Genomic DNA, 24,818 nt, shown 5'->3' on the forward strand with positions numbered 1-24,818 from the left:
TGCATGATATGGATCGGCCGCACTCAGGCGCCGACGGCTTTCTTGTTGACGAAGCTGAAGGCGAGCACCGCGAAGATCAGGAGACCGGTGCCGACCTGCTGCCAGTAGAAGTTTAGGCCTGTCAGCAGCAGGCCATTGGCGACGATGCTGAGCAGCAGCACGCCGAGCACCGTGCCGGCGACATTCGGCCGGCCGAGCGGCGAAAAGGTCGTGCCGATGAAGGTGGCGCCTATGGCGTTCAGCATGAAGCCGTTGCCGGAGGAGGGGATATAGACGGTCACCGTGGCCGTCAGGATCAGCCCGGCAAAGGCGGCGATAATGCCGGCGAGAATGAAGGTTGCGGCGACATAAGCTCGGAGCCCGATCCCAGAATAGCGCACCGTCCGCGGCTGGATGCCGATCGCCAGAACCACGCGCCCGAAGCGCATCCTGGCAAAGAGCAATGCGGCACCGGCGATGATGACGGCTGCGATCAGCAGCGGCACGGGGATATTGCCGAGCGTTCCATGGCCGATAAAACGAAATGCTTCGGGCACACCGGATGGCGGCAGATAAACCGGATTGCCGCCATCCGTCAGCAGCTGCTGGATGCTGCGGCCGATGAACAGCGTTCCAAGCGTTGCCAGGAATGGCGATACGCCGATTCCGGAAATCAGCACCGCGTTGAACGCCCCAACCAGTGCCCCGGCGCCAAGGCCGGCCAGAGCAGCCAAAGGCACAGGCACGCCAGCCAGAATGCTGGAAACGAAAGCAAAGCTCGCAAAGTCGACGGATGTCCCCACAGAAAGATCGATGCCACCGGCCGCAACGGCAAAGGTCATGGCGATCGAGACGATGGCGAGCAGCGTGAAATTGTTGACGAGAATGCTCTGCAGATTGCCGGCGCTGAGGAATGCCGGCGCGACCGTTGAGAAGAGCGAGAAGACGACGATGAGCGCGACGATGAGGCCATATCGGGCAACACCCGCGAACGGTCGTGCTGAAACAGCGGTAGCGGACATGATCAGATCTCCCGTTTGCGCAGCAGGGTTGTCGCCGAAACGACAATCAGGATCAGCAGCCCCTGAACACCGCTCACCAGCGTGCTCGGCAGGTTCAGAAGCTGGAAGCCGTTGATGAGGAAGCCGACGAACAGGGTTGAGATCAGCGTGCCGCCGATGGTCGGCACGAGCCGGCGCGAGAAGACCGAGCCAAGCAGGGCCGTTACGACGACCGGAAGCAGCATTTCGCCGGAACCGGTCGTGCTGCCGCTGAGATAGGATACCGATAGGATGCCGGCGATCCCGCCGCAAAGTCCGCTGGCGACGAAGGCGCCCGCGACCAGCTTTTTCAACGGCAGGCCGGCCGCGCGCGCGGCTTCGGGAAACTCGCCGATGGCGTAGAGCCGCAAGCCGAGCGGCGTATATTGCACGATGGCCGCGGCGATGATCGTAAAACCGATCAGGATATAGGCGAGAATCGGTATGCCGAAGCCATCCGAGGCCGAAAGGATTGTCAGAAAATCGGTCGCCGCCGGAAGAACTGTATTCTGGGTCAGAACCAGTTCCAGGCCGGCGACGACATTCATGACAGCCAGTGTTGCCAGCAAGGGCACGATGCCCGCCAGCACGATCGCCAGCGCGTTGACGGCCCCGATCGCCAATCCGGTGGCAAGTGCACCCGCGCCGGCAGTAAGATCATTGAAACCCAGCTGAATGAGCGTTGCATAGACCGCGGCGCTCAGGCCCATATTGGCCGCAAGCGAAAGGTCGATGCCGCCGGTGACGACGTTGGAGCCGCCAGCGATGAGGACGATCGTCAAGCCGATGGCGAGAACGCCCGAGATGGCCGATTGGCCGAGTACGTTGCCGATATTGCCGACGGTCAGGAAGTAGGGTGCCGTCAGCGCAAAGATCACCAGGATCGATAGGAAGGCGAGCAACGAGCCGAAGCGCAGGGTTGCAGCTGCAAGCTTGCTGCCCGATGGCAGCGATCGCCCGGCCGGAGCCGCGGGGAGGGAGGCAAATTGGACATTAGCCGACATGGCGCAATCCTTCCACGGCGCCGGTCGATGCCGACAGCACTTCATCCGTTGCGGTCTGTGAGGAAACGAGCTCGCGCGTCAGCCGGCCGCGGAACAGCACGAGGATCCTGTCGGTAATGCCCACGAGCTCGGGCAGGTCCGACGACAGCACGATCACGCCGGCGCCGCGTGCGGCAAGCTCGCCGATGAGCGAGTAGATCTCCACCTTGGAGCCGATATCGACACCGACGGTCGGCTCATCCAGCAGATAGATTTCCGACTGGCGGCTCAGCCATTTGGCGATCGCGACCTTCTGCTGGTTGCCGCCCGAGAGCGTGCGCACCAACGCTTCGCGGCCTGCCGTCTTGATCTGCAGGCGCTTGATTAGCTCGTCGGTATCGCTGCCCTCGCGTTTACGGTCGAGAAAGCCGAAGCGCGTGTAGCGGGAAAGGCTCGACAGCGTGATGTTCTCCCGCACGCTGAGATCGAGGCCGACGCCGTGGCCGCGACGATCCTCAGGCACCAGCGCCAGCTGATGGTTGACAGCCTCGACCGGGCTGCGCGGTTTGAGCGCCTTCGTCTCGATATCGATCTCTCCGCTCGTCGCCGCCTGCAGTCCGAAGAGGGTGCGCACCAGATCCTTCGCCCCGGAGCCGAGCAAACCGGTGATTCCGAGGATCTCGCCGCGGCGCAGGGTGAAACTGACATCGTGGAAGCGATTGGCTGCCGAGAGATGACGAACCTTGAGAATTTCTGCGCCGAATTCCACCTGCCGTTTCGGGAACATCTCTCCGATATCGCGCTCGACCATAAGGGTCGCGATCCCGTTGGCCGAGGTCTCGCTCATGGGCAGGGAGGCGACATCGACGCCGTTGCGGAGCACCGTGACATCGTCGCATAAAGCCTCGATCTCGTTAAGATAGTGCGAGATGTAGATGATGGTCACGCCTTCGCTGCGCAGGCGGCGGATCAGGCGAAAAAGGATGTCCGCCTCCTGCCGGACCAAAGCAGCGGTCGGCTCGTCGAAGACGAGAAGTTTCGGTTGGTGCAACAGCGCTCGCGTGATCTGAACGATCTGCTGCTCGGCCGTCGAGAGCTCGCTGATCAGCGCGTTCTTCGGCAAATCCACGCCGAAATAATTGGCAAGGATCTCCCGGGCGCGACGTTGCATCGCGCTACGGTCGATAAAGGGCGTGCCGCCGAGGCGCAGCTCCCTGCCGAGGAACAGCGTCTCGCCCACGGTGAAAGTCGGAACCAGCAGCCGGTCCTGGTGGATAAAGTGAATGCCGAGTTCTTCGCACAGATGTGGAGTCAGCCGATCATAGCCTCGGCCTTCGATTTCGATGCGGCCTTCATCCGCCTTGTGCAGGCCGGCAAGAAGCTTGATCAGTGTCGATTTGCCGGCGCCATTCTGCCCGACCAGCCCATGCACGGTACCGCGGCGTACGGTCAGCGACGCGCCGGCCAGTGCCTGCGCACCGCCGAAGCGCTTCACGACACGGTCAAAGCGGACGACATGGTCCCGGCTGTCGGCTGCAGGCGCTGGCTCGGTTGCTGTCATTGGAAAAGGCCCTCGAATTATGCGGGGCGATGCGGCGAAAGCCGCATCGCCGGTTCATATGTCAGCCGATGCCAAGCTTCTTGACGACGTCGGAGACGTTGCTCTTATTGGCCAGAAGAGCAGGCACGTAGGTTTCGCGCGGCAGGGTCTGCCCTGCCAGCAGCTTGGCGACGTTGCGGATGGCGGTGCGGCCGATTTCTGCCGGTTGCTGCGCCGCATCGGCGCCAGCAGGCGAGTTCGGATCGGCGACCAGCTGCAGCACTTCTGGGCTGCCGTCGACGCCATAGGTGCGGATTTCCGTGCGGCCTGCGGCGGCAAGAGCCTGCGTGGCGCCGAGCTGGGGAATATCCCAGGCGGACCAGATGGCCTTGATAGAACCCTTCTCCGGATACTTGTTGAGGATCGCGGTGATCTGGGCGAAGGCGTCCTGAACCGTGTTGGGAATGACGTCCCGTAGCTCGGGTTGAATGATCTTCACCTTCGGGAAATACTTGACGACATTCACAAGCTGATCATAGCGGATCGCGCAGGGCGTGACGCCATAGAAGCCGTTGAAAGCGATGATATTGCCTTCGCCGCCGATATCGGACACGAGCTGCAGCGCCAGATCCTTGCCGATGCCCCAGTTGTCGGATGTGGTGTTGTTGATCGAATTGGTGGAGCCGACATCGACGGTCAGGACGGGAATACCCGCGTCCCGGGCCTTCTTCAGCCAGGGATCGATGACGCTCAAGGTGCCGAGGATCTGGACGATCGCGTCCGGCCGCTGCGCGATCAGTGTCTGCAATTGCGACACCAGCTTGCCGTCGTTACGACCGGCATCGACGGCGATCGGCGTGCCGCCGAGCTTCTTCACTTCGTCGATCTGGGCATTATAGGCCTGCAGATCGAAATAGTGGTCGGTTCCCGTTGCGCTGATGGCGATACGCTTGCCTTTTAGAGACAACGAATCGTCGGCTGCTGCTGCCTTGCTTGAGATCAGCCCAGCGGTCGCCAGGGCTGCGCCGGCGGCGGTCAGTTTCAAAATGTCCCGGCGCCCAAGGCCGGTCGTTTGCTTATTGTCCATTAAAGAATCCTCTCGAGCAATAGAGCATAAACTAGATAGATTTAGTCGCATTATAGAGGAATGATTTTCCAAAACACGATCGGCGGGGGAAATTTCCGTGGGCCGCTTCCGGGACTCAGCGATCGGAGTTTCTGCCGAGCCCATAGGTTAGCGCCAGTGCACCTACGAGAACTGCGCCCTTGACGAAATCCTGGGTATAGTAAGGGGCATTCAGCATGGTGAGCCCGTTCAGCAATACGCCGACGAATACCGCTCCGACGATCGTGCCAAGCACGTTCGGGCGGCGCAGGTTGAGGACGGCGTAGCCGATCAACGCGGCCGCGACGGAATCCATCAGCAGGGAGCCCCCGGAGGAGACGTCGCCGCGCCCGACGCGGGCGGCAATGACGATACCCCCAAGGGCTGCGAGCACGCCGGAAATCACATAAGCAAATGTCTTCAGCCGCGTTGTCGAAGCGCCGGCGAGCCGGGTGGCGAGTTCGTTGCCGCCGGTGGCGAAGAGCAGCCGGCCGATGCGGGTCCGCTCGGTCAGTACGAAAAGCACGATGGCGACGACCGCCATCAACACGACGGCGACTGGCAGGATGGAAAAGAGATTGTAGCGGCCGATCAGAAGGAAGGATGGATCAAAGGCGCCCGTCGCCTTCGAGCCGTCCGGCAGCACCATGCCGGTCGAAATCGAGCGTCCAGCCGTCGGGATCAATTGCAGGCCCGAAAGAAGGAACATCACTGCGAGCGTGGCGAGCAGATCCGGCACGCGCAGGCGCACGATGAGGAAGGCGTTGACGAGGCCGATCACGGCGCCGAAGGTCAGCACCAGAGGCACGGTTGCGAGAGCGTCCAGGTGCCAGACGATCATGCCATAGCTTGCCGCCATGACGCTGGAGGCGGCAATCGCGCCGATGGACAGGTCGAAACCGCCGACGGCAAGGGTGACCGTGACGCCGGCGGCGAGGATCGCAACAACAGACACGGCCTGCAGGATACTCATGAGATTTGCGATCGTGATGAAGGCGGGCTGTGCCGCGGTAAAGCCGACCAGCATGGCCAGGAGCAGGAGGAACACTGCGCCCGCGCGGAGATGGTGGCCGACTACAGCAAGGCGGCCTTTGACGCCGCGGCCGTCCTGTGCGGCCGCAGCCGCAAATCTGTCGTCATCGATCGTTGTCATGCGGAAATGCCCTCAATGGCTGCGGAAATTGTTTTGTTGCCAGCGATGGGGCGCAGCACGTGGTGATCCATCGTGAGAATGCGATCGGCGACCTCGTAGGCTTCCTCCGGGTCGGAGGTGGCAATCAACGTCGCGCGGTCGCTGCGCGCACGGATCGCCTTTATGATGTCCTGCCGCGCGCCGACATCGACCCCCTGAAAGGGTTCGTCGAGCAGCAGGAGCGGGCATGGTTCCGCCTCCCAGCGCGCGATGACGGCCTTTTGCTGGTTGCCGCCGGACAAGGTCCAGATAGAGGCTTGCGGACCCGCTGCCTTGATGCCAAGGCGCGAAATCGCCTTTTCCGCCTCGCGCCGCTCACGGCCGCCGAGCAGGAAGCCATGGGGATACCATTTGTCGAGATGCGGCAGGCTGATCGTCGCCGCCAGGGAGGAGCCCGGCCAGGCATCCGGCATGAGCGAAGAGCGATGGCGATCCTCTCCTGCCATGGCGACGCCGGCTGCGACTGCCTCGCCAGGCGAGCGAGGCCGATAAGGTCGTCCGTTGAGCAGCATATCGCCCCCGGCCAACCGGGTGGTGCCGAAGATCGCCGCCAGCAACCGGCTTTTTCCGGCCCCGAGTACGCCGGTCACGGCAACCACTTCGCCGGCATGAAGGCTGAGGTCGAAGGCTTCGCTTTGCGGAAGTAGCCGCGTGCCGCGCATTTCAAAGACCGCCGGGCCCGTAGCTTGCCGCACATCGGGGCGCGCGCTATCCAGCCTGCGGCCGATCATCGCTTCGATAGCGGCAGAAAAGTCGATCGGCCTGGAAAAGCTGCCGACCACCCGTCCGCCGCGCATGACCAGCGTGCGATCGGCGATAGCTTCCAGATCCGCCGTCCGATGCGAGATATAGAGGATCGCCAGACCCTGAGCACGCAGCCGCAGGAGGACATCGAAGAGCCTCCGGCTTTCGGTTCCCGAGAGACTGGCTGTGGGTTCGTCGAGGATCAGCAGTTCCGCCTTGTTGGCCAAGGCGCGCGCGATTGCCACGAGCTGGCGGTCGGCTGCCGAGACATCGCCGAAATCACGATCGAGCGGCAGTGAGAAGCCGGCTGCGTCCAGCATTGCCTTGGCCTCGCGCCGAACGCTCTTGCGCGAGACGAAGAAGGGTGTTCCGCGCTCGGCGAACCGGTTGAGCAGCAGAACATCGGCGACGGTCAGTCCGGCAGGACCGACGAGATCCGTCGATTGATGGACGGTGACGACACCCGCCCGAGCCGCTTCAGAAGGGCTTCTGGGCAAGAACGGTTGCCCGTTGAGCCGGATCGTGCCGCCGTCTGCGGCAAACACGCCCGACAGAATCTTGACCAGCGTCGATTTTCCAGCGCCGTTGGCACCCATCAGCGCGACGATCTCTCCGCGCTCGATCGCAAAGCGCGCGGCATCGACGGCGCGTGTCGAGCCGAAGCTATGCGTAATATTGGAGACGTCAAGAAGCGCCATTCAGAGGGATCCGGGTTCCTGTTCGAGCGCTGATAGTGCGCAGCATGGCCACCGGATTTCCAGGCAAGCCCTTGCCCTGAAGGCCTGCCGAGGCGAACAAAGAATCTCAGAAGGCCGCGAAATTCGGATGATTTACTCTACTAAAAATATAGAGATTATATCTAATAATTTCATGCGTCGCAGGGTTGGCATTCCGTCAGACGACGCTTCCGATTGATCACGAGGATCGCGACGATGAAATCCCTTCCACGGCTCGCCCTGTCAGCCGCCATTCCGCTCTTTTTCACGCAAGCAGCAATGGCCGGCGGCGTGAACGGCGCTCCTGCCCCCTTCGACAAGGGCGGCGTCAAGATCGCTCTCATCAGCTATATTTCTGCCGGCGACTTCTTTCAGGCCTATCAGGCCGGCGCAGAAGCCCAGGCCAAGGCGCTCGACATCGATCTGCGCGTCTTCCCGGGACGTCAGGACGCCGCCGAACAGCGTGAGCAGATCCTGCAGGCGATCAACCTCGGTGTCTCGGGCATCGTCATCGATCACGGCCTGCCGGAATCGCTCGGTGACGTCGTGCAACAGGCGCTCGACAAGGGCATCAAGGTCGTCGCCTTCGACGTCAATCTCAACAATCCGAAGATCCCGCAGGTCGAGCAGAGCGACCACGAGCTTGCCGATCTCGCCTTGAAGCAGGTCGTCAAGGATAATGGCAGCAGCTTCAAGGCGGGCTATGTCTATGTCGCAGGCTTTGCGCCGCTCGACCGCCGCAATGAAGTCTGGGAGACGTTCAAGTCACAAAATACTGGTGTGGTCGAAAAGGCCCGCTTCGGCAATGTCAGCGATACGACGGCAACCTCCACGGCCGACCAGGCAAAGGCGGCGTTGACAGCAAATCCCGACATCACTGTCGTCTTCGCCCCCTATGACGAATTTGCCCGTGGCGTGAAGCTTGCGGCCAACGATCTCGGCATCGGGAGCAAGCTGAAGATCTATTCGGCTGACGTTTCCACCGCCGACATTCAGGAGATCATCGAGCCGGGCAGCCCCTGGGTTGCGACCGTCGCGACCAATCCGGCCGTTGTCGGCGCCGTCTCCATTCGCGCCGCCGCCCTGCAGGTCGCCGGTCAGGATGTTCCGCATCAGATCACCGTCAAGCCGACGCTCCTGACCCAGGAGGGACTGCGCACCGCCGGTGTCAAGACGATCGAGGAGCTGGCGCAGAAGGTTCCGGCGTTCAGCACGAGCGACGCGGTGACCGCCACCTGGATCCCGGACAAGCTTTTCTAAGCTGCCTGCCTCGATTTGCCGGCGGGATCACGAGACCCCGCCGGCTCATGTCATAGAATCGGAGTGATATCATGAGCCAGTCCAACGTCGTCTTCGCGAGCAATCGGAATACCACGCGAGAGGATCTCTTTGCCAGGGCCGAGGAAATTGCAGCTGACCTTTCGAAACGCGCCGCCGAGCTGGACCGTGAAGGCCAACCGCCGCTTGGCGAAATCGTCAAGCTCAAGAATGCGGGATTGCTGAATGCGCTGCATGCGCCGCAGATCGGCGGCGGTGGTCTCGATTGGGTTGATGGCCTGCGTTTGACCCGCATCCTCGCCCGCGGCGAAAGCTCCATCGGCCAGCTTCTCGGCTATCATTTCGTCAACAGCCAATATGTCTACTGGGCCTTCGACGAGGCGCGCGCACAGGAGCTCGGCAGCAAGACGGTGGCTAACAGCCTCTATTGGGGCGCGGCCGTCAATCCGCGCGATCCCGGCCTCGTGCTGACGCGGCGCGGCAACGGCTATGTCCTGAACGGCCGCAAATCCTTCTCCACGGCGGCGCACGTCTCCGACTATATCAACGCCAATGCCGCCCTCGACGACAAGATCGTCGGCTTTGCCGTTCCGACCAATCGCGCGGGTTACAAGGCCAATGACGATTGGGATAATTTCGGCCAGCGCCTTTCCGATAGCGGCAGCGTCGAATTCCATGATTTCCCTGTTTATGAGGAGGATCTGGACAAGGTCGCAACGACCGGCGATGCCGCTCCCGTCTTGGCTACGTTCAACACGCCGCTCATTCAGCTTGTTTTCGTGAACTTTTATCTCGGGACCGCCGAAGGCGCGTTGCGCGAGGCGGTCGATTATGTCCGCACGACGACGCGGCCTTGGGTGACCTCAGGCGTCGAGCGGGCGGCCGACGATCCTTATATCCTCGAGCGCGTTGGCGAGCTGACCGCCGCCTTGAAGGCGTCTGCGGCCCTAGCCGATAGCGCCGCCGCTGTCGTTCAGGCCAATCTTGCCAAGGGTCATAAGGCGACCGCGCGAGAACGCGGCGAGGCTGCGGCCGAAGCCTATGCGGCGAAGGTCCATGCCACGCATGTTTCTCTTGATGTGACTGCCCGCGTTTTCGAGCTCACCGGCGCGCGTTCGACAGCTGAGAAATATCGCTTCGACCGTTTCTGGCGCAATGTGCGGACCCACACGCTGCACGATCCGGTCTTCTACAAGGCAAGGGAAGTCGGAGAATTCGTTCTCAACGACACGATCCCCGAGGTCAGTCTCTACAGCTGAATACACATGGTTATGGGGTATTTCCCCGTGTGAGCGAAGCGCTGTTTACAGAGAGTTTTACAGTGCTTTGTTTGTTTCTCGCATATCTCTGATGCGGCCTGCTTACGTCGGCAGGCCTCATTCGGCTGGCGAATGGCTTCGCATGTGCCAGACCCGCGATTCCACCGTCGGACGATCTCCGATCCGATTCTCTCATGTCATCCAAATAGAGCCGAATTCGGCAAGTCAGGCCACGCGGCTACAGAGCCGCGAATGTGCTTGCTTTGAATCCGCGGGCTCTGTTGAGGATCAGTCCGATTCCGGATGAGATCGTGATATCGTTGACGTCCGCAACAACGTGACGAAAATCGTGGTAAGTGAGACAAGGACATGACTGACAGGCTAAAAGGCAAGATCGCGATTATTTCCGGAGGGGCGACCGGTATGGGAGGAGCGGCCTCCCGGCTGTTCGCACGGGAAGGCGCAAGGGTCGCAATCATCGACCGGAACGGCGATGCAGCGGCGCAAACCGTCAGCGATATTCGCGCTGCCGGAGGAACCGCCGAGCATTGGATCGCGGATGTCTCCGACGAGACGGCGGTTACAGACGCGGTGAAGGGCGTGGAAGCCCTATTCGGCGCGGTCACCGTGCTGTTCAACCATGCGGGAACGATCGTCATCAAGCCATTCCTGGAAACGACAGTTCAGGAGTGGGATTGGCTTCATGCCGTCAATGTCCGTTCCATGTTTCTAATGACCCGGGCAGTGCTGCCGGGCATGATCGCTGCGGGCGGTGGCTCGATCGTTTGCACATCGTCGATTTCTGCCGTAGCTGCAACGCCGATGGAAGTCCTGTATGACACCACGAAGGGTGCGGTTCATATGTTCGCCCGTGCGGTCGGCGTTGAATTTCGAGACCGAAACATTCGCTGCAATGCCGTATGCCCCGGATTCATCCGAACGCCGCATGGCCTGCGGGAGGTTTCCGAGTTGCAGGCTCTGGGTGTCGACGTGTCGGATGCCGCTATCGCCGCGCAGCAGGGCCGCATCGGCGAACCCGAGGATGTGGCCCAGGCCGCGCTTTATCTCGCCAGCGACGAATCGCGTTTTGTCAACGGCGCCCACTTGTTTGTCGACAACGGCTTCACCGCGATCTAATTGCGGAGAGGCTACGTGGCTGTCGAGCAGATCGATGGCTGAAAAATGGTTGGGGTAACATGCCCTTTTGAGGCGCTGTGCGTTCGAGCGGTGGATGCCTCATTTTTTCGACACGCCTGCGATGCCGTGTTCGACAACGGCACCATGAAACCTTTTGATTTTTAAGCCGTTATCGTGCTTATGACCCACGCTAAATTCAATCCGAAATCGGGCGGCGGTACCAAACCGCGCGGCCTTAAGAAGTCGCGCCAGGAAAAGGCGTCGACTGTCGAGGTCGCGCCGCCGCCAAATGTCATCGAGCCCGATCCAGAGTTGACGCCTGAGGAGGCCGAGCGGGCGCGCAAGAGGTATTTGCTGACGCGTTTCTGGATCAGTGCGCGCGGTTACTGGGGCAGCAGTGGCGACAGCCTCGCTTGGCCGTGCTCAATGGCACTATTGACCCTGATCGGCATCAATGTCGGCTTCCAGTATGGAATCAATATCTGGAATCGCGCGATTTTTGACGCCATAGAACAGCGTAATGCCAGCACCGTATATTTCCTAAGTGCCGTGTTCCTGCCACTCGTGCTCGGAAGCGTAGTCCTTGTCGCTGCCCAAGTCTCCCTTCGTATGGCGATCCAGCGCCGCTGGCGCTCCTGGCTCACTACCGCGGTGATCGCGCGCTGGCTCGCAAACGGCCGGTACTATCAACTGAATCTCATCGGCGGCGACCACAAGAACCCCGAAGCGCGCATCACGGAGGATTTGCGGATTGCCACTGAATCACCTGTTGATTTCACCGCTGGTGTCATTTCCGCATTTCTGTCGGCCTCGACCTTCATTGTGGTGCTCTGGACGATCGGCGGGGCCTTGACTCTGACGATCGGGGGTTCGAGCGTCACTGTTCCCGGCTTCCTCGTCATCACTGCGGTACTCTACGCCGCGATTACGTCCAGCTCGATGGCGCTTATCGGCCGCCATTTCGTCCACATCTCGGAGGTCAAAAATCAGGCGGAAGCCGAATTTCGCTACACGCTGACGCACGTGCGGGAAAACGGCGAGAGTATCGCATTGCTCGGCGGTGAAGAGGAGGAGCGTAACGACGTCGACAAGACGTTCGCCAATGTGCTCAGGCAATGGGCGCTTCTTGCACGCCAGCATATGCGCACCTCGCTTGTGTCGCAGGGGTCGAGCCTGTTTGCGCCAGTCGTACCGATTTTGCTTTGCGCTCCAAAGTTTCTCGAAGGCAGCATGACTCTTGGGCAGATAATGCAGGCTGCCTCCGCCTTCGCCATCGTTCAGAGCGCGTTCGGATGGCTGGTCGACAACTATCCCCGGCTTGCCGATTGGAACGCCTGTGCCCGGCGCATTGCTTCGCTGATGATGTCGCTCGACGGGCTCGAGCGCGCGGAACAGAGCAACGCCCTGGGACGCATCAAGCGCGGTGAAACTGAAGGCGATGCGATGCTCAGCCTGAACGATCTGTCGGTGTCGCTTGACGACGGCACCGCTGTGGTCAAGGAAACCCAGGTCGTGATCGAACCAGGCGAGCGGGTGCTCGTGGCCGGAGAATCCGGTTCAGGCAAGAGCACGCTGGTGCGGGCCATCGCAGGTCTTTGGCCGTGGGGCAACGGCAGCGTCAATTTCCACGCCGACAGACGATTGTTCATGTTACCGCAACGGCCTTATATCCCTTCCGGGACGCTTCGCCGTGCAGTCGCCTATCCGCGTGCCGCCGATGACTGGACGCTGGATACGATCAAGGCAGCCCTCGACAGGGTGGGGCTCGATTATTTGAACGATAAGATCGAGGAGGATGCGCCATGGGACCAGACGCTGTCGGGTGGCGAAAAGCAGCGGCTCGCGTTTGCGCGTCTCTTGCTGCACGATCCCGATATCATCGTGCTGGATGAAGCAACGTCAGCGCTCGACGAGAAGAGCCAGGACAAGATGATGGAGACGGTGATCCGTGAATTGCCGAAGGTCACGATCATAAGCGTAGCGCATCGAGCCGAGCTGGAAGCCTTCCATAGCCGCAAGATCACATTGGAGCGGCGCGAAGGCGGTGCAAAGCTTGTAAGTGATATTGATCTTGTCCACCGTAAGAGAAAGCGGAATTTGCTTTTGCGCCTTTTAGAGAACCGGCCCTCCGCGGAGCGGGACCGCGAGTGAAACGGCACCGCGAGTGAAACGGCACCGTCCCAGAATGGAAATTTAAGTCTGCCTGGTCGGCGTTCCCGGAGGCGCCTGGGCAAGCCTGCACTGTGGAGAGGGCTGTCGTATTGCGCCACCAAGTGGCTCAAAAAACTTCTTGGGCCCGCTATCACGAGGCGAACCATTCTATCCAGAGGAATTGAGCTTCCGCTCGGGCGCGGATCAGAACTCGAAAATGCGTATGCCTGAGTTCACAAACGCCATACGCACGAAGAACGCGCCATCGGCTGCCCGCCTCCCCGGTGGGAAGGGCCTTTGGAAAAGGCCCTTCCGGCAGCATTATTCCAGGATTTTCACAACCTTACGGGTCTTCGGCTGGACGATAACCCGCTCGTGGTTAACGTAGGCGTAGGCGTAGGTTGGATTGTCGGGGACCGGTGTGACAACAACGGTCTCAGGGAGCGGCTGGCCGACAACTATCCTATCTTGCACGACAGTCTCACGGGAAGGCATTGGCTGCTCTTCCACGTAGGTGACGACCTTCTGGGGCGGAGGGTCGATGGCCGTTCCGACGATAGCTCCGGTCACGCCGCCGACTGCCGCGCCCACAGGGCCGCCAACAACTGCTCCGGTAACCGCGCCACCCGCAGCCCCGGTAACTGTCGAGGATTGTGCGAAGGCTGAACCAGCAAGAAGGCCAAAGGCGGCCGCTGCTGAAACGATGACTTTCGTATTCATAGCATTTTCCTTTCCTTTTCCTTTCCTTTTTGGCTCGTACGAGCTTAAAGGGGAATGCCCGTCGCACCAGAATGTTCCTCCTCACAAGCTGCTTGGCGTCATCACGAGTTGCGCCGTAGCGACAAAATCCGTGAAGGGTGACGCGCACGACATAGGCTCAAGGTCTTGTCCCGATTGCCATATTCATCAGATCATTCAGCGCATGAGGCCGGCGGAACGAAGGGCATTTTCGATGACACCTCGGATACCGTCGGCGGACGCAGGTATTGGTCGTTCCGGCAGCGCGTCGTTTTGATGGGGCTCGGGATAGCTTCGTTTGCCAAAGGACGGCGTCAGGCCCCAGGATCGGGCGATATGCGCGGTTGAAGAGACGCCGACATCAAGCATGAACGGACCAGTAACGCCGAGACCGCTCTTGGTGTCGATCGGCGTTCCGTGACCCATACCGTCGATTCTATGGAGTTCGATCGAGACGAAACCGTCCTCCATTTCCCATCCGGTGATGCGATGGTTGGCTTCCGAAACCGAGGATGTGGGCGAAGAGGAAGACACGCCGTGAATGCTTCGCCATTGCTCGACGAGTCCACGGGCGTTCGCCTCGGCGACAATGTGGTCCCGGGTGCCCTGCCAGACAGAGACAATGGGCCACGGCCCTCGATGTGGTGATGCCTCGGTGATCTTGGCGGAAAGGATTGACGCGGATGGAAGGCCGTTACCGCGCATCCGCTCAAAGGCTTCCGGAACGGTAGAGGCGACGTTGTAGGGCAGGCCCGCGATGATTGCGCCGCCCGCGAATACTTCCGGATAGGTCGCGAGCATGACGTTGGCCATCGCGCCGCCGGCTGAAAGTCCGGTGATGAAAACCCGCTTGCGATCTATCTGCTGCTCACGGCATGCCATTTCAATCATCTGAACGATCGACATGGCCTCCCCTTCGCTGCGGCGCGTATCGCCCGGCTCGAACCAGTTGAAACAGAGATTGATATTGTTCTCCCGGCGCTGCTCCGGATAAAGAAGAATGAAGCCATGTTCGTCGGCAAGGCGGGACCACCCAGAACCATGATCGTAGATTTCAGCTGTTTGGGTACAACCGTGCAATACGACGACGAGGGCAGGGGGCTGCTCCGGCGAAGAAGGAACATATATCTTTGCGGCCAGTGCCCCAGGGTTTGAACCGAAGGCTCCGAGATCTCCGAGCCGAGACGTCGCAGCACCATTGCCGAAGTGTCCAGCTCGCTGCTCTGCGAGGCGTTTGATCGTATCGGAAAGGGATGTCATTGCATGCTCCAACTATCAAAGCCGGAATGGCAGTGACAAAAGCAAACGCGCTCGGCTCCATTTTGTTGCACTGCACAAAACGATTTACAGGATGAAGCAGGGTAGGGGGCGAGCTTTCCGGGAATACCCGGCAGTTTTGAAGCCGCCGACACTTGCGACAAACCGTTGCGATGGCCAGGGAAGGGGAGCTTGGAAACATTGATCACCAATTCCGTGACGATCGCTCCGAGGCCGGCAATAGCGGCGGGTGGGTGGTCATGGTTTGATGTCCTCAGGGGCCGCAGGCTTGCGATGCGAAAGCCTTCCCCGGTATGGACGTCGTCTCGCTCAAGGCAGGAAAGAGAATCCGTTATTCGGGCTCCTTATGAACCGGGTTTTTCACGCAATGTCATTGCGATAGGAAGGCAATTGCCGTTGTGCGGTTTGCCAGCCGCTCAATGGAACCACGTTGGCGGCCGAACGTTTCTCTATGGCTATATCGGGCACTGCTGACATTTCGTCAGGAACCCGAATGGGAGGAAAATATGAAAACGCTGCTGATCGCGATCGGCCTTTTAGCCGCAACAACTTTGCCGGCTCTGGCAGCCGAACCTGTCAAGATGGTCGACACCAAAATGGGCAAGGTCATGGCTACGGAAAAGGGCATGACCCTCTACACATTCGACAAGGATACCAAAGGTAAATCAAACTGCGACAAGGATTGCCTCAAGAAGTGGCCAGCCTTCCATGCTGCCGACAAAGCCAAGGCAGAGGGTGAGTGGTCGCTGGTCAAGGATGCCGACGGCAAGCAAATGTGGGCCTATGGCGGCAAGCCGCTTTATACCTTTACTGGAGATAAAAAGTCAGGCGACATGAACGGCGACGGCGTTGCCAACCTCTGGCACGTGGCTAAATAGCCGGATAGGCATGGAGTTGCAGAGGGCGGCCCTCGGATCGCCCTCTATTTCGTGCTGCAAATTCCCGTACAATGTCTTCGAGGTCCGAAACCTGAACGCAAAGCCCTGCCTTGCGGTTGATGTCGATATGGGGTCCGGCAAGAGAACACGACCCGTTAGCGCGATACGAATGTCGAGGAAATCCGGATACTTCATCGTCCTGGCGCCCAGGAAAAGGCGTCGCGGGCGCGCTGGCGACAGAGTTGTGGAATCCGCCCGCGAATTCTTGCCGACGGAAAATGAATACCCGTCAAGCTCCGCGGAACGCGAATCCCCCGGTTCATTCTATTCTAAGGTTAGCCAGCGCAGGCGCCTGCTTAGACCTACCAATGCCATCAGCGCGGTAGCGTAGGTCAAAGCGCCGGTAGTGATCTGAAGAAAAAGACCGACCCGCCAGGACATGTCTCCCGACAGATTGTGGACCACCATCACAGTCGCGATCATCATTATGCTCGCAGGCAGGATCAGCAGGATAACTCCTTTCGAAATCTCCACCCAATCCACCTTCGCAATCTTCGACTGCAGTCCGATGCAGGTCGCCAGCGCGAAAGCGGCCGTGAAGCATTGAACGATCGCCAACTCTCTTAGCCCAAACCGTGCAAACACAACGACGGCCGCAAGCGATACAGCAACGTTCAACACCGTAACGGGGAGCCGGTACCGGATTCGATCGATGACGGATAGCGACGCCTCGTTGATGTAGCCAGGTGAAAGCAGCAATTGGCGCACACAAAGAAAGGGTATTATGGAGGCTGCAGGCATCCATGCATCGCCAAGCAGAAGACGTACGACAGGTTCGCATACCTGCGCAAGACCGAGGTACATGGGCGCTGCAATGGCAAACAGAATGAGAAGGAATCTCACGCCGGCGTGGCCGATCGAGCGCGCCGATGCGCCAGGCTGCCCGTGCGCGCGCCGGAAAACCACCCAACTCAACGACCGCGCCGGCTCGCCCATCAATTCCGACACGACTGAGACGACACGCTCTGCCGCACGGTAGAATCCCGCATCCGCTACCCCTAGAAAACTCCCCACGACCAGGGTACCCGAATATGATCCGAGAAAGACGACCAAACGATTTCCGACGATCTGGCGCGAGAATGTTACGACTTCGACAAACACAGGTACCGTAAGCCGTAGACGCGGTAGCCGCATCGTAACGATCACGGATCCTGTCAGCAAAACAAACTGGCAAACTATTTTGGCCGCCGCCAGAGCCGATGCATGCGCATCAAGGTAGAGCAACGCCACTGCCGTGAGCAGGCCTACGACCTCTCCAACGACTCTGACGAGTGCACGTTGATGCAGACGACCGGAAGCGACCAACACGCCGTCGAAAGTGGCGGTTAGCGCCGCGGGCAACATCCAGCAACTTAGAAGAGCGAGAAGCCAACTTTGCGCGACGTTGGCTGCAAGGGCGTAGAAAACCGCGGTACCGATGAGGCCGACGATCGTAAATATCCCGCCGCTGCAAAGCGAGATAGTGGCGACTTGATCGAAGCAATCGCCGCTATCTCGCGATTTCATCATGAATTCCGCCCAGCCACCCTCCGCTATCACCACCAGCAGCATGGCAATAGCCGAAACGAAAGCGAAAAGCCCGAATTCGGCGGGGCTCAGCATGCGTGCCGCAAGGAAGAACATCGCGATTTGCGAAACCTGTGAAACGATCTTCGCTACGACGATCCAAACGCCACCGGACACGATCGCCTGTATAAACTGACGTCTTGTGCGTCCGTCCCAATGCGGTGCTTCGCTGTCCATGCGGGGTTCAGCGTCCTTGGTCGGTGAAAACATGTGAGCGTTCCAGATTGATAGATCACCGGTCGCCTCGCCTCGATTGACGATCTCGGCGGCCGGCGCAAATTCGCGAGTTAGTGGTCGTCACGGCGAAAGATGACCGAATATCGCCGAGCCCAATCAGCCTCGCTGCGATCGATCGGCTCACGGCCCCAGCGAAGCCACGGCCAGCCGGTTTTTAATCCCTCCGCTTCCCATATCTCTTCCTGGTTCATCAGCACGGGCCGAAACCCGAATTCCGTCAACACTCTCGTTTTAACGTCGAGATCGATCCCGTCGACGACCAGATATCCGTCGCGGGCGACAAGCCTTACCATGTTCCGTAGGCATCGTTCGGCCAAGTGGTCGTCCATCGGCCCCATGAAATTGTTTGCCAGCAGGAAATCCTGCGGCTCGAAAAGCTCCGGAAGCTTATCGTCAGTCGCATCGGCGGTCCGCCAGGTAACGCCTTCCCTCACCCAGTCCCTTACCCGCAACGATCCATCCGCAAGAGGCTCCAGGAGTTTGACGAGTGATGGCACATCAGCGCCGGCGACTTCCGCCCTGCCTGCAGCGTAAAGACCTCCCTCGGCAGCCGGAACATCGGGAAAGTAGACGCCTCGCCGTGCGGCCTCCACCACCGCATCCGATATGTCTGCGCCCTGCGCGGTAACATGCAAATCGCTCCGGAGGCTTTTGATCGTGTAGAGAACGGAATAGAGTTCGGCCCCGGTACTGCACCCAATAGACGCGATCTTTAGGTGGCTGCTACGCGGATAGTGGGACGCGAGTGTTGCGATAGTCGACAACAGCGGCGGGTTGCGCATGAACTGGGTATAGTGCGACTGAAACTTCCCGGTGTGACGGGTGAATTGGCGGTAGATGTATCGTCCGGCACGGAACATGGCCGGCGTTCGCCGGACTGGGTGCGGAAGTGTCTCCCAAAGAGCGCGACACAGGCGAAAGGGAGCCTGACGAAGGGAATTAAATCCAGTGATGGCGAGCGGCATTATATACTCCTTCTAACGTAGCGCCGATCCCAACGAGGATCAGGCAAACAACAGGGTTTCAAATCGGATTGGTGCAAACGCGCGCTAAGAAGCTTTCCTGCGCTATCATCGAAAGACAGGCCCGGAGATTGCCGACCCCATACCGAGGCAGGCCGGCAGGATGTGGCGTCCGGCTGCTATCGTACGCATGTCGGCTCACTTCGGAGTTCGCGTATCGCAGAAGCGAGACTATCTACCGGGAGCAGAAGTGCGCAGTCGTGTCGCGATAGAGCCTACGAGGGATACAGAAAACTCTGTTGCTCTGGAGGAAACAGTGGCAGCCCATGGGGCAAGAAGTATGCCCGGACAATCTCAGATACTGCAAAATAGAGCGAAGGGCAGATCACATCGAAGGTAGAATAAGCAGCGCTGTAGCGTTTACAGGCTTGCATCGACCGCTGGACTCGTTTGGTTCCAGCGGTGTGGCTGGACCAAATACAATCACGCGGAACGCGCGACGATCCAGCAGATAGCTCTATCCTGCCCAATTCCCGATGACCTTTTCCCGTGTGGAGATGCGGAATGTTTGCGGCAAGCGCAATCGCCGCCAAAATGCCGACGATCACGAGAAATCTTTGAGCCAAGGATATCTGAAGATTCTGCATACAGAGGTTTTAGGTCGGCCCATCACTCGCCTCAATTCGCCAAACCGGAGCGGGTCATCGTCAAAAAGGCGTAGCGCCAATTCGAGTACCTCCTCGGTTCAAGATGATGGTAGGGCAATGTAAACTTGACGCTGTGAAAACAAGATCTGGGAGTGAGATCTTGGTTCATGCGGCGTGAGGGCGCCTCTGACATCTGGAGAGAGCGCCATTGGACTATCTCTAGCGATGAGGCATATCTTTCGTCAGCTCATCAAAAGAAGGTGCTCGACGTTTTGCCTTCATGAGCAAATCGAGCTCAATCGCCGAGGGGCCAAACCGAAGGAAGAGGTCTTCGGCGGTGCCACCGTCCAGGCGGTACTTTTTCTGAAATTCCGCCAGTGAATAAGGAGCACCCCTTACGGGGCGTCGTCGTTGAAAAGTCCGTTGTGAATCCATGCCCGACTTCTCCTCGCTGTTTCGACGAAGCAAATCGATAGCGTGGCTGAAAGTTCCACTACGGCCAAAATATTGCAGAAAGGCACGTGAAAATAGATCAAGGAGGAATGCGGTGTCGCGGCGCGCGCTGTTTAGCTTTGACCGGTCACATTGGTTCGAACACATCATGCTTGGTTTATGATCTTCGGCCAGATGTTTGTCGTGCCTAAGAAAGTCGAAAGCAGCAGAGCTTTGCCGGTGGCTCGGATAGTATAAGTGAAACCCGGCGAACGGCTGACACCAGTCCTCTGGAGCGGTTCAGCGATTCATGGAATCGCCAAACCGCTCTATCTGTTATTTTTACGCAATTCCAGACGGAAAACCGCTGCGCACTTTTCCTGGAATTGCTCCAGCACGCGGCACAGTGATTTGTCGGCGGTGGTGCGCTGCTTTCCAAAACAAGGGCGATGCCATACCCTTTCAGCTGCGCATCGAAGTGACGGCTGCGAGCCTCTCCGACACGTCGCCCAGTGCCCGGCGCAATGTCTCAATCAACCGACGTATAGCCTGGCTGAGGGCCGATTGGGATATGCCGAGCCTGATGGCCGCCCGAGTGAAGCTTAAAATCGCTTGCACGGGATCTCAACGGGGTCATCGTGCAGAGCCGGTTCACACTTTTGGCTCCGCGGAAGCAGGTTTCCGCCAGGCTGCGCTTTCGGCGGAGAGTAGGTTATATCTATTTGGAGCGGGGAGCCGGCTTGGGCTTTTTAGCTGTGCTTATGCCTAGCTCGCGGTTCAGTTTCTTTTGTGCGAGCTTGCGCGCACGCCGTATTCCCTCAGCCGTTTCGCGGGCGCGCTTTTGGGAAGGCTTTTCATAATACTCGCGCAGCCGCATTTCCCGGAAAACACCCTCCTGCTGCAATTTCTTCTTCAGAAAGCGTAGCGCCTGATCGACGTTGTTGTCTCTAACAAGGACTTGCAAGCTTTTCTCCTGATATAACCGTGCTCATTGTTCGGGGAGAGTCCTTACGCCCAGAGCAGAGGGCTTGGCAATACTGCTTTGGGGGCAGCCATCAAGATGGAGGCATACGTGAATCAGTCGTTGATTGAGCGAACATTTTCGCTCTAGGCGTCTGCCTGGTTTTCGGTCTGTTGGCTGTCCATCGTGGTTGGGCGCAAGCTGTCAGTACCTCGTTCACGATCGATCCACCGCATTACCGGCGTGACTGCCACGCCGTGGACGATCACCGAAAAAAGGATGATTAGAAAAACCGTTGCCCAGATGACCTCGATCCCGTTGAACGAAGCTCTTCCGGAGGCGTAAGCCAAATAGTAAATCGACCCTAATCCTCTGATCCCGAAAATAGAAACGATGAGCTTCTCGGCACGCGGCTGTTGGCCGCCGATCAGGCTGATCCAGCCAGCCGCCGGTCTGACTATCGCAAGCGTCAGCACGGCCACAGTGACGACACGCCAGTCGACATGCGATATCAGCGATCCCTCCGCAAGCGCGGAGCCGAAGCCGACAAGTACGACCATCATCAGGAGTCGCTCGATCTGCTCGCCAAAATCATGGAGCTCTCCATGAAAGCTGCTCTGCCTTTCGACACTGCGCAGCGTCAGTGCTGTCACAAACACAGCGACAAAACCGTAACCATGGATCAGTTCGGTCGCGCCGTATGAAAGGCATGTGAAACCCAGTGCAGCAAGTCCGTCGCCGGTTTTAGCTATGCGACTGGACCTCGGAACCTTAAATGTCAGATATCCGAGTATGCGGCCGGTGACCCACCCCAAAGCGATACCTGCCGTCAGTCTCCAGACGACATCGAAGGCGAACCAATGAGCGATCCATCCATGATCATTGCTTCCTTGTGAGGTCACGGCGATAGCGGCCATGACGAAGGGGAAGCTGAGTCCGTCGTTGAGGCCGGCTTCCGAGGTCAGCGCGAATCTGATGTCGTCTTCTTCGCCGGTCTGCGGTGGTCCGACCTGGATATCACCCGCCAGTACGGGATCGGTAGGTGCGAGTGCCGCACCGAGCAGGAGCGCGGAGGCGGCCCCCAGCCCGAGAACACCCCAGCCGAGGAGGGCAATCATCCCGATCGAGATGGGCATGGCAATCCCGAGCAATCGCCAGGTCATCGCCCATCGCCGCCATCCCAGCGGCCGGTCAATCTTCAAGCCAGCGCCCATCAATGCCACGATCACGACGAATTCTGTTAGATGTTCCGTGAGTTCGCGACTGTCGAGCGGGTTTATCCGTGGAAGTGGGGCGAGTGGCGTCCACGTCAGAAGCATGCCGATCACCACACAGCAGATCGGCAGCGATAAGGGCATATGACGCAGAGCCAGCGGTAGCCACGCAGTCAGCAGCACGATCGCTCCAAAGATGAACAACGTGACCATATATGTGTTCATCCAGGCTACGTCTCCCGCACCTATTTGATAGCCAACCCTGCCGGTGCCCGCTGCGACGGCTCAGTAAAGCGCTCCCGCGTTGCAGGATTCTCCTCGCGGGCGACATGATTGGTGGCGAGGCTTGTAGTGATGAACGTTGTCGCTCCTGCATCGTTCCGACCGATAACTCTGTTTCCGATGCGCGAACTCGCAAGGCAATAGAGGACCAGCGCGTTCCCCACGCTCAGACGCCGTCTTTTCCTGCTCTTTGATATCGGTCTGACGATAGGACTATGGGCGAATATTTCCTTGTACTCGGAGCGCGGATTCGGTCGCTCGAATTTCACATCTCAGGTGGAACTTTTATTGCAGCTAAGGACTTTCGCTCTGGAGGAGTGTTGCAATGAGCAAAAATACCGACAACCCCCGCCCCGGCCTGAGAACGACGCCGGTTGATCGGCCGGCGTGGTCTCCTTGGATCGCCATTCTTGCGGCTGTTCTGGTCGCGGCTCTGGCCTGGAGCTTTTGGTCTATCATGGGTCCATCGGACTCTCGCGTTCCGCCTGCCCAGACGACGATCCAGCCATCAGCGGCTAATTCAACTCCACCGGCAACAACACCAACTCAGTAAAGGCGATAGGGCGAAGCTCCGACGGTAAAGCATTCCATCCTGCGTTCAGCGGCGAAAGTCTGCGACTGAAGTCGTCCTAAATACCCAGAACATGCTGGGGAGCCGCTGACCCAACTCAAATTATATAATGGAAGCAACGCCGCAACATCTGGGGCGCCCTCGGGTTGCTACTCCCAATGCCGTATTCCGGTGTTTTGCACTTGCTCCAACTTCGCACCGGAGACCGAGGAGAATGCATGTTCTGCGGCTTCCAATTGGAAATGATCGACGTTGGACCCGGGGAGCTTCGCGTCCGCCATGCGGGCTCCGGCCCGCCACTTCTTTTGCTGCGGTCATCCCGCACCCATATGACATGGGGGGCGGGTCGCAGATCTAGCATAGTTCCCAACGAGGCCATCACTTGCATCTGATCGCCCTGCACAAATGATGGTGTGTCAACGCGCCTAAAAATACTTCGCCGAAATCAATATCGAAATTCAGTCGGATAATGAACCCAAGCCTGATGAAAGCGTCGTCGTCCAAGGCCCCACCGCTCAATGCCGGCGTTCCGGAGGTTCGTCCTTCTCTTTGTGGTAGCTCTCAGTCACAGTGAGATTAATGGATGGGGAACAGATCCCAATCAGCGTCACGATGCCCCAGGATTTCGGAAGAGATGAGATCCGCCGCAATCTTGCTGAACGTTATGCCGTTGCCGCCGAAACCCATCGTCACGAAAACGTTCTTCATTCCCGGGAGGTTGCCAATCATTGGTAACCCGTTTGGCGTTACGCCGAACGCGGCCGACCACGTAAAGTCGGGCCTGCCGATCGATATGCCGGTCAGATCGCCCAGCTTCTCAACAAGAATTTTTGCCTTCTTCGCGACTTTTGACGAATCCTTATAGGCGCCGTCGCCATCTTCGTCTTCGCCGCCGACTATGACCCGACCATCCGGCGTTGTGCGGAAATAGAGATACGGATCCGAGCCCTCCCAGATGAGACAACGATCAAGCCATTCCGGTCGCTTCAGCCGCGGCCGGCTGGCAAGTGCCCAGGTCGAGATCAGCTTCTGGCTCTTGTTCGCAATCGATTCCAGAAATTCGTAACCCGTGCAGAACACGACATGGTTTGCCGTGATCATTTCTCCTTCGGACGTCGAGACGACGACCTCCTCATCGGTATTACGCACGTCCTTGATTTCGATGCCTGCAGCGATTTCGATACCATGGACCTTCGCGTTTCGAAGTAATGCTGCGGTAAGCTGTGCCGGATCGGCTGACGCTGAAATAGCGCTGTCGATCGCTGCGTGCCGATGAAGTCCATATCGTTCTCGAAGAGTAAAGGAATCGAGTAGTTCCGCTTTGATCCCAGCCTTCGCTCTGACATCGACCTCCATCTGAAGTGCTCGAGCGCCATACTCCTCACCCGACAGGAAGAGTGTGTGCTTCCGCTCAAAGGCACATTTCAATTCGAGGTCCCGGACAAGGCTGACGAGTTCCTCAACCGCACGCGCCGAGCGCTGCCAGACACGCTGTGCCTTCTTCTCGCCAACCATCTTCGCCAGCACATGCAGGGGTACATCAATCTCATGTTGTATCATCGCCGTGCTGGCTATGGTGCTGCCACGTACAGGCTGTCTGCGATCGACGACAAGGATTCTCAATGCCTTTCCCGCCAGCGCATGCGCCATGAGCGCACCGCTGATGCCCGCTCCAACGATGATGACATCGAACGATGTGGACGATGGCCTCTTCCTCGACGCCACCGAAATTCTCGGAGAAGCTGCCCACAGAGGTTGGTCGTGGCGCAGGTGCTGCTTATGGGTAAGGGGCACGGGATTGTCCAATGGAGAGGCCTAAACGAGAGGATGCGATGCAATCTGCCATCGCCTGGCGGTCGATCAACGGT

Annotated in this window: 20 protein-coding genes and 2 pseudogenes; 7 read left to right on the plus strand and 15 right to left on the minus strand. The window is 59.1% G+C overall.

The features are described from left to right. Positions 1-23: 23 nt before the first annotated feature. The 6 genes from FHT28_RS07835 to FHT28_RS07860 all read right to left on the minus strand — a co-directional run bounded on the left by FHT28_RS07835 (position 24) and on the right by FHT28_RS07860 (position 7,281). Complete coding sequence (locus FHT28_RS07835) at positions 24-1,001, minus strand: ABC transporter permease (protein WP_168595924.1); 978 nt, start codon at positions 999-1,001, stop codon at positions 24-26. A 2-nt stretch (positions 1,002-1,003) separates the two neighbouring features. Beyond that, a complete protein-coding gene (locus tag FHT28_RS07840; RefSeq protein ID WP_168595925.1) occupies positions 1,004-2,023 on the minus strand; it encodes an ABC transporter permease in 1,020 nt (339 codons plus the stop codon). Further along, positions 2,013-3,563: a sugar ABC transporter ATP-binding protein gene (locus FHT28_RS07845; protein WP_168595926.1), complete on the minus strand. Its 1,551-nt coding sequence runs from the start codon at positions 3,561-3,563 to the stop codon at positions 2,013-2,015. The genes FHT28_RS07840 and FHT28_RS07845 overlap by 11 nt, the downstream gene beginning before the upstream one ends. 61 nt (positions 3,564-3,624) lie before the next feature. Further along, entirely contained in the window at positions 3,625-4,629 is a 1,005-nt protein-coding gene (locus tag FHT28_RS07850) for a sugar ABC transporter substrate-binding protein (protein WP_047555526.1), read from the minus strand. Between the two features lie 115 nt (positions 4,630-4,744). Further along, positions 4,745-5,800 carry an ABC transporter permease gene (locus tag FHT28_RS07855; RefSeq protein ID WP_168595927.1) on the minus strand — a complete coding sequence of 352 codons (1,056 nt, stop codon included), beginning with the start codon at positions 5,798-5,800 and terminating at the stop codon, positions 4,745-4,747. Beyond that, the gene (locus tag FHT28_RS07860; RefSeq protein ID WP_168595928.1) at positions 5,797-7,281 is read right to left on the minus strand and encodes a sugar ABC transporter ATP-binding protein; all 1,485 of its coding nucleotides are present in this window, start codon (positions 7,279-7,281) and stop codon (positions 5,797-5,799) included. Before FHT28_RS07860 ends, FHT28_RS07855 begins: the two co-directional genes overlap by 4 nt. A gap of 234 nt (positions 7,282-7,515) precedes the next feature. Here FHT28_RS07860 and FHT28_RS07865 point away from each other — a divergent pair, with 234 nt between their 5' ends. The 4 genes from FHT28_RS07865 to FHT28_RS07880 all read left to right on the plus strand — a co-directional run bounded on the left by FHT28_RS07865 (position 7,516) and on the right by FHT28_RS07880 (position 13,124). Continuing rightward, positions 7,516-8,559 carry a substrate-binding domain-containing protein gene (locus FHT28_RS07865; RefSeq protein ID WP_113102146.1) on the plus strand — a complete coding sequence of 348 codons (1,044 nt, stop codon included), beginning with the start codon at positions 7,516-7,518 and terminating at the stop codon, positions 8,557-8,559. Positions 8,560-8,630: 71 nt separating this feature from the next. Next, a complete protein-coding gene (locus FHT28_RS07870; RefSeq protein WP_047639731.1) occupies positions 8,631-9,836 on the plus strand; it encodes an acyl-CoA dehydrogenase family protein in 1,206 nt (401 codons plus the stop codon). A 369-nt stretch (positions 9,837-10,205) separates the two neighbouring features. Beyond that, positions 10,206-10,973 carry an SDR family oxidoreductase gene (locus FHT28_RS07875; RefSeq protein ID WP_037191433.1) on the plus strand — a complete coding sequence of 256 codons (768 nt, stop codon included), beginning with the start codon at positions 10,206-10,208 and terminating at the stop codon, positions 10,971-10,973. Positions 10,974-11,153: 180 nt separating this feature from the next. Next, positions 11,154-13,124 carry an ABC transporter ATP-binding protein/permease gene (locus FHT28_RS07880; protein ID WP_047639732.1) on the plus strand — a complete coding sequence of 657 codons (1,971 nt, stop codon included), beginning with the start codon at positions 11,154-11,156 and terminating at the stop codon, positions 13,122-13,124. A 321-nt stretch (positions 13,125-13,445) separates the two neighbouring features. Here the strand turns inward: FHT28_RS07880 and FHT28_RS07885 are convergent, their stop codons facing one another. Continuing rightward, positions 13,446-13,844 carry a DUF1236 domain-containing protein gene (locus FHT28_RS07885; protein WP_047639733.1) on the minus strand — a complete coding sequence of 133 codons (399 nt, stop codon included), beginning with the start codon at positions 13,842-13,844 and terminating at the stop codon, positions 13,446-13,448. 195 nt (positions 13,845-14,039) lie between these two features. Beyond that, positions 14,040-15,122, minus strand: a complete 1,083-nt coding sequence (locus FHT28_RS07890) for a PHB depolymerase family esterase (protein WP_168595929.1) — start codon at positions 15,120-15,122, stop codon at positions 14,040-14,042. A gap of 524 nt (positions 15,123-15,646) precedes the next feature. Here FHT28_RS07890 and FHT28_RS07895 point away from each other — a divergent pair. Beyond that, positions 15,647-16,018 (plus strand): lipoprotein, encoded by a 372-nt coding sequence (locus FHT28_RS07895; RefSeq protein WP_037191418.1) that lies wholly within the window; start codon positions 15,647-15,649, stop codon positions 16,016-16,018. Between the two features lie 324 nt (positions 16,019-16,342). On the opposite strand, the gene FHT28_RS07900 is transcribed toward FHT28_RS07895, so the two are convergent. The 3 genes from FHT28_RS07900 to FHT28_RS07910 form a co-directional block, all read right to left on the minus strand. Then, complete coding sequence (locus FHT28_RS07900; protein ID WP_168595930.1) at positions 16,343-17,854, minus strand: oligosaccharide flippase family protein; 1,512 nt, start codon at positions 17,852-17,854, stop codon at positions 16,343-16,345. 77 nt (positions 17,855-17,931) lie between these two features. Further along, a complete protein-coding gene (locus FHT28_RS07905) occupies positions 17,932-18,741 on the minus strand; it encodes a CheR family methyltransferase (RefSeq protein WP_051963237.1) in 810 nt (269 codons plus the stop codon). Positions 18,742-19,709: 968 nt separating this feature from the next. Next, entirely contained in the window at positions 19,710-19,925 is a 216-nt protein-coding gene (locus tag FHT28_RS07910) for a hypothetical protein (RefSeq protein ID WP_081938682.1), read from the minus strand. Between the two features lie 95 nt (positions 19,926-20,020). Between FHT28_RS07910 and FHT28_RS36045 the strand changes: the two are divergent. Then, a pseudogene (locus tag FHT28_RS36045) lies at positions 20,021-20,134 on the plus strand (YkgJ family cysteine cluster protein); the annotation flags it as partial. A 250-nt stretch (positions 20,135-20,384) separates the two neighbouring features. Here FHT28_RS36045 and FHT28_RS07920 read toward each other — a convergent pair. The 3 genes from FHT28_RS07920 to FHT28_RS07930 all read right to left on the minus strand — a co-directional run bounded on the left by FHT28_RS07920 (position 20,385) and on the right by FHT28_RS07930 (position 22,322). Continuing rightward, positions 20,385-20,540 (minus strand): LysR family transcriptional regulator, encoded by a 156-nt coding sequence (locus tag FHT28_RS07920; RefSeq protein WP_081938671.1) that lies wholly within the window; start codon positions 20,538-20,540, stop codon positions 20,385-20,387. 100 nt (positions 20,541-20,640) lie between these two features. Then, entirely contained in the window at positions 20,641-20,886 is a 246-nt protein-coding gene (gene rpsU / locus FHT28_RS07925) for a 30S ribosomal protein S21 (RefSeq protein ID WP_037191410.1), read from the minus strand. 143 nt (positions 20,887-21,029) lie between these two features. Next, complete coding sequence (locus tag FHT28_RS07930) at positions 21,030-22,322, minus strand: cation:proton antiporter (RefSeq protein WP_168595931.1); 1,293 nt, start codon at positions 22,320-22,322, stop codon at positions 21,030-21,032. 846 nt (positions 22,323-23,168) lie between these two features. On the opposite strand from FHT28_RS07930, the pseudogene FHT28_RS36050 reads away from it, so the two are divergent. Beyond that, positions 23,169-23,291: pseudogene (locus FHT28_RS36050) on the plus strand (alpha/beta hydrolase); the annotation flags it as partial. Between the two features lie 235 nt (positions 23,292-23,526). Here the strand turns inward: FHT28_RS36050 and FHT28_RS07935 are convergent. After that, positions 23,527-24,681, minus strand: a complete 1,155-nt coding sequence (locus FHT28_RS07935; RefSeq protein ID WP_348644980.1) for an FAD-binding oxidoreductase — start codon at positions 24,679-24,681, stop codon at positions 23,527-23,529. Between the last annotated feature and the right edge of the window lie 137 nt (positions 24,682-24,818).

Source organism: Rhizobium sp. SG570 (assembly GCF_012275345.1).
GTDB lineage: Bacteria > Pseudomonadota > Alphaproteobacteria > Rhizobiales > Rhizobiaceae > Rhizobium > Rhizobium lusitanum.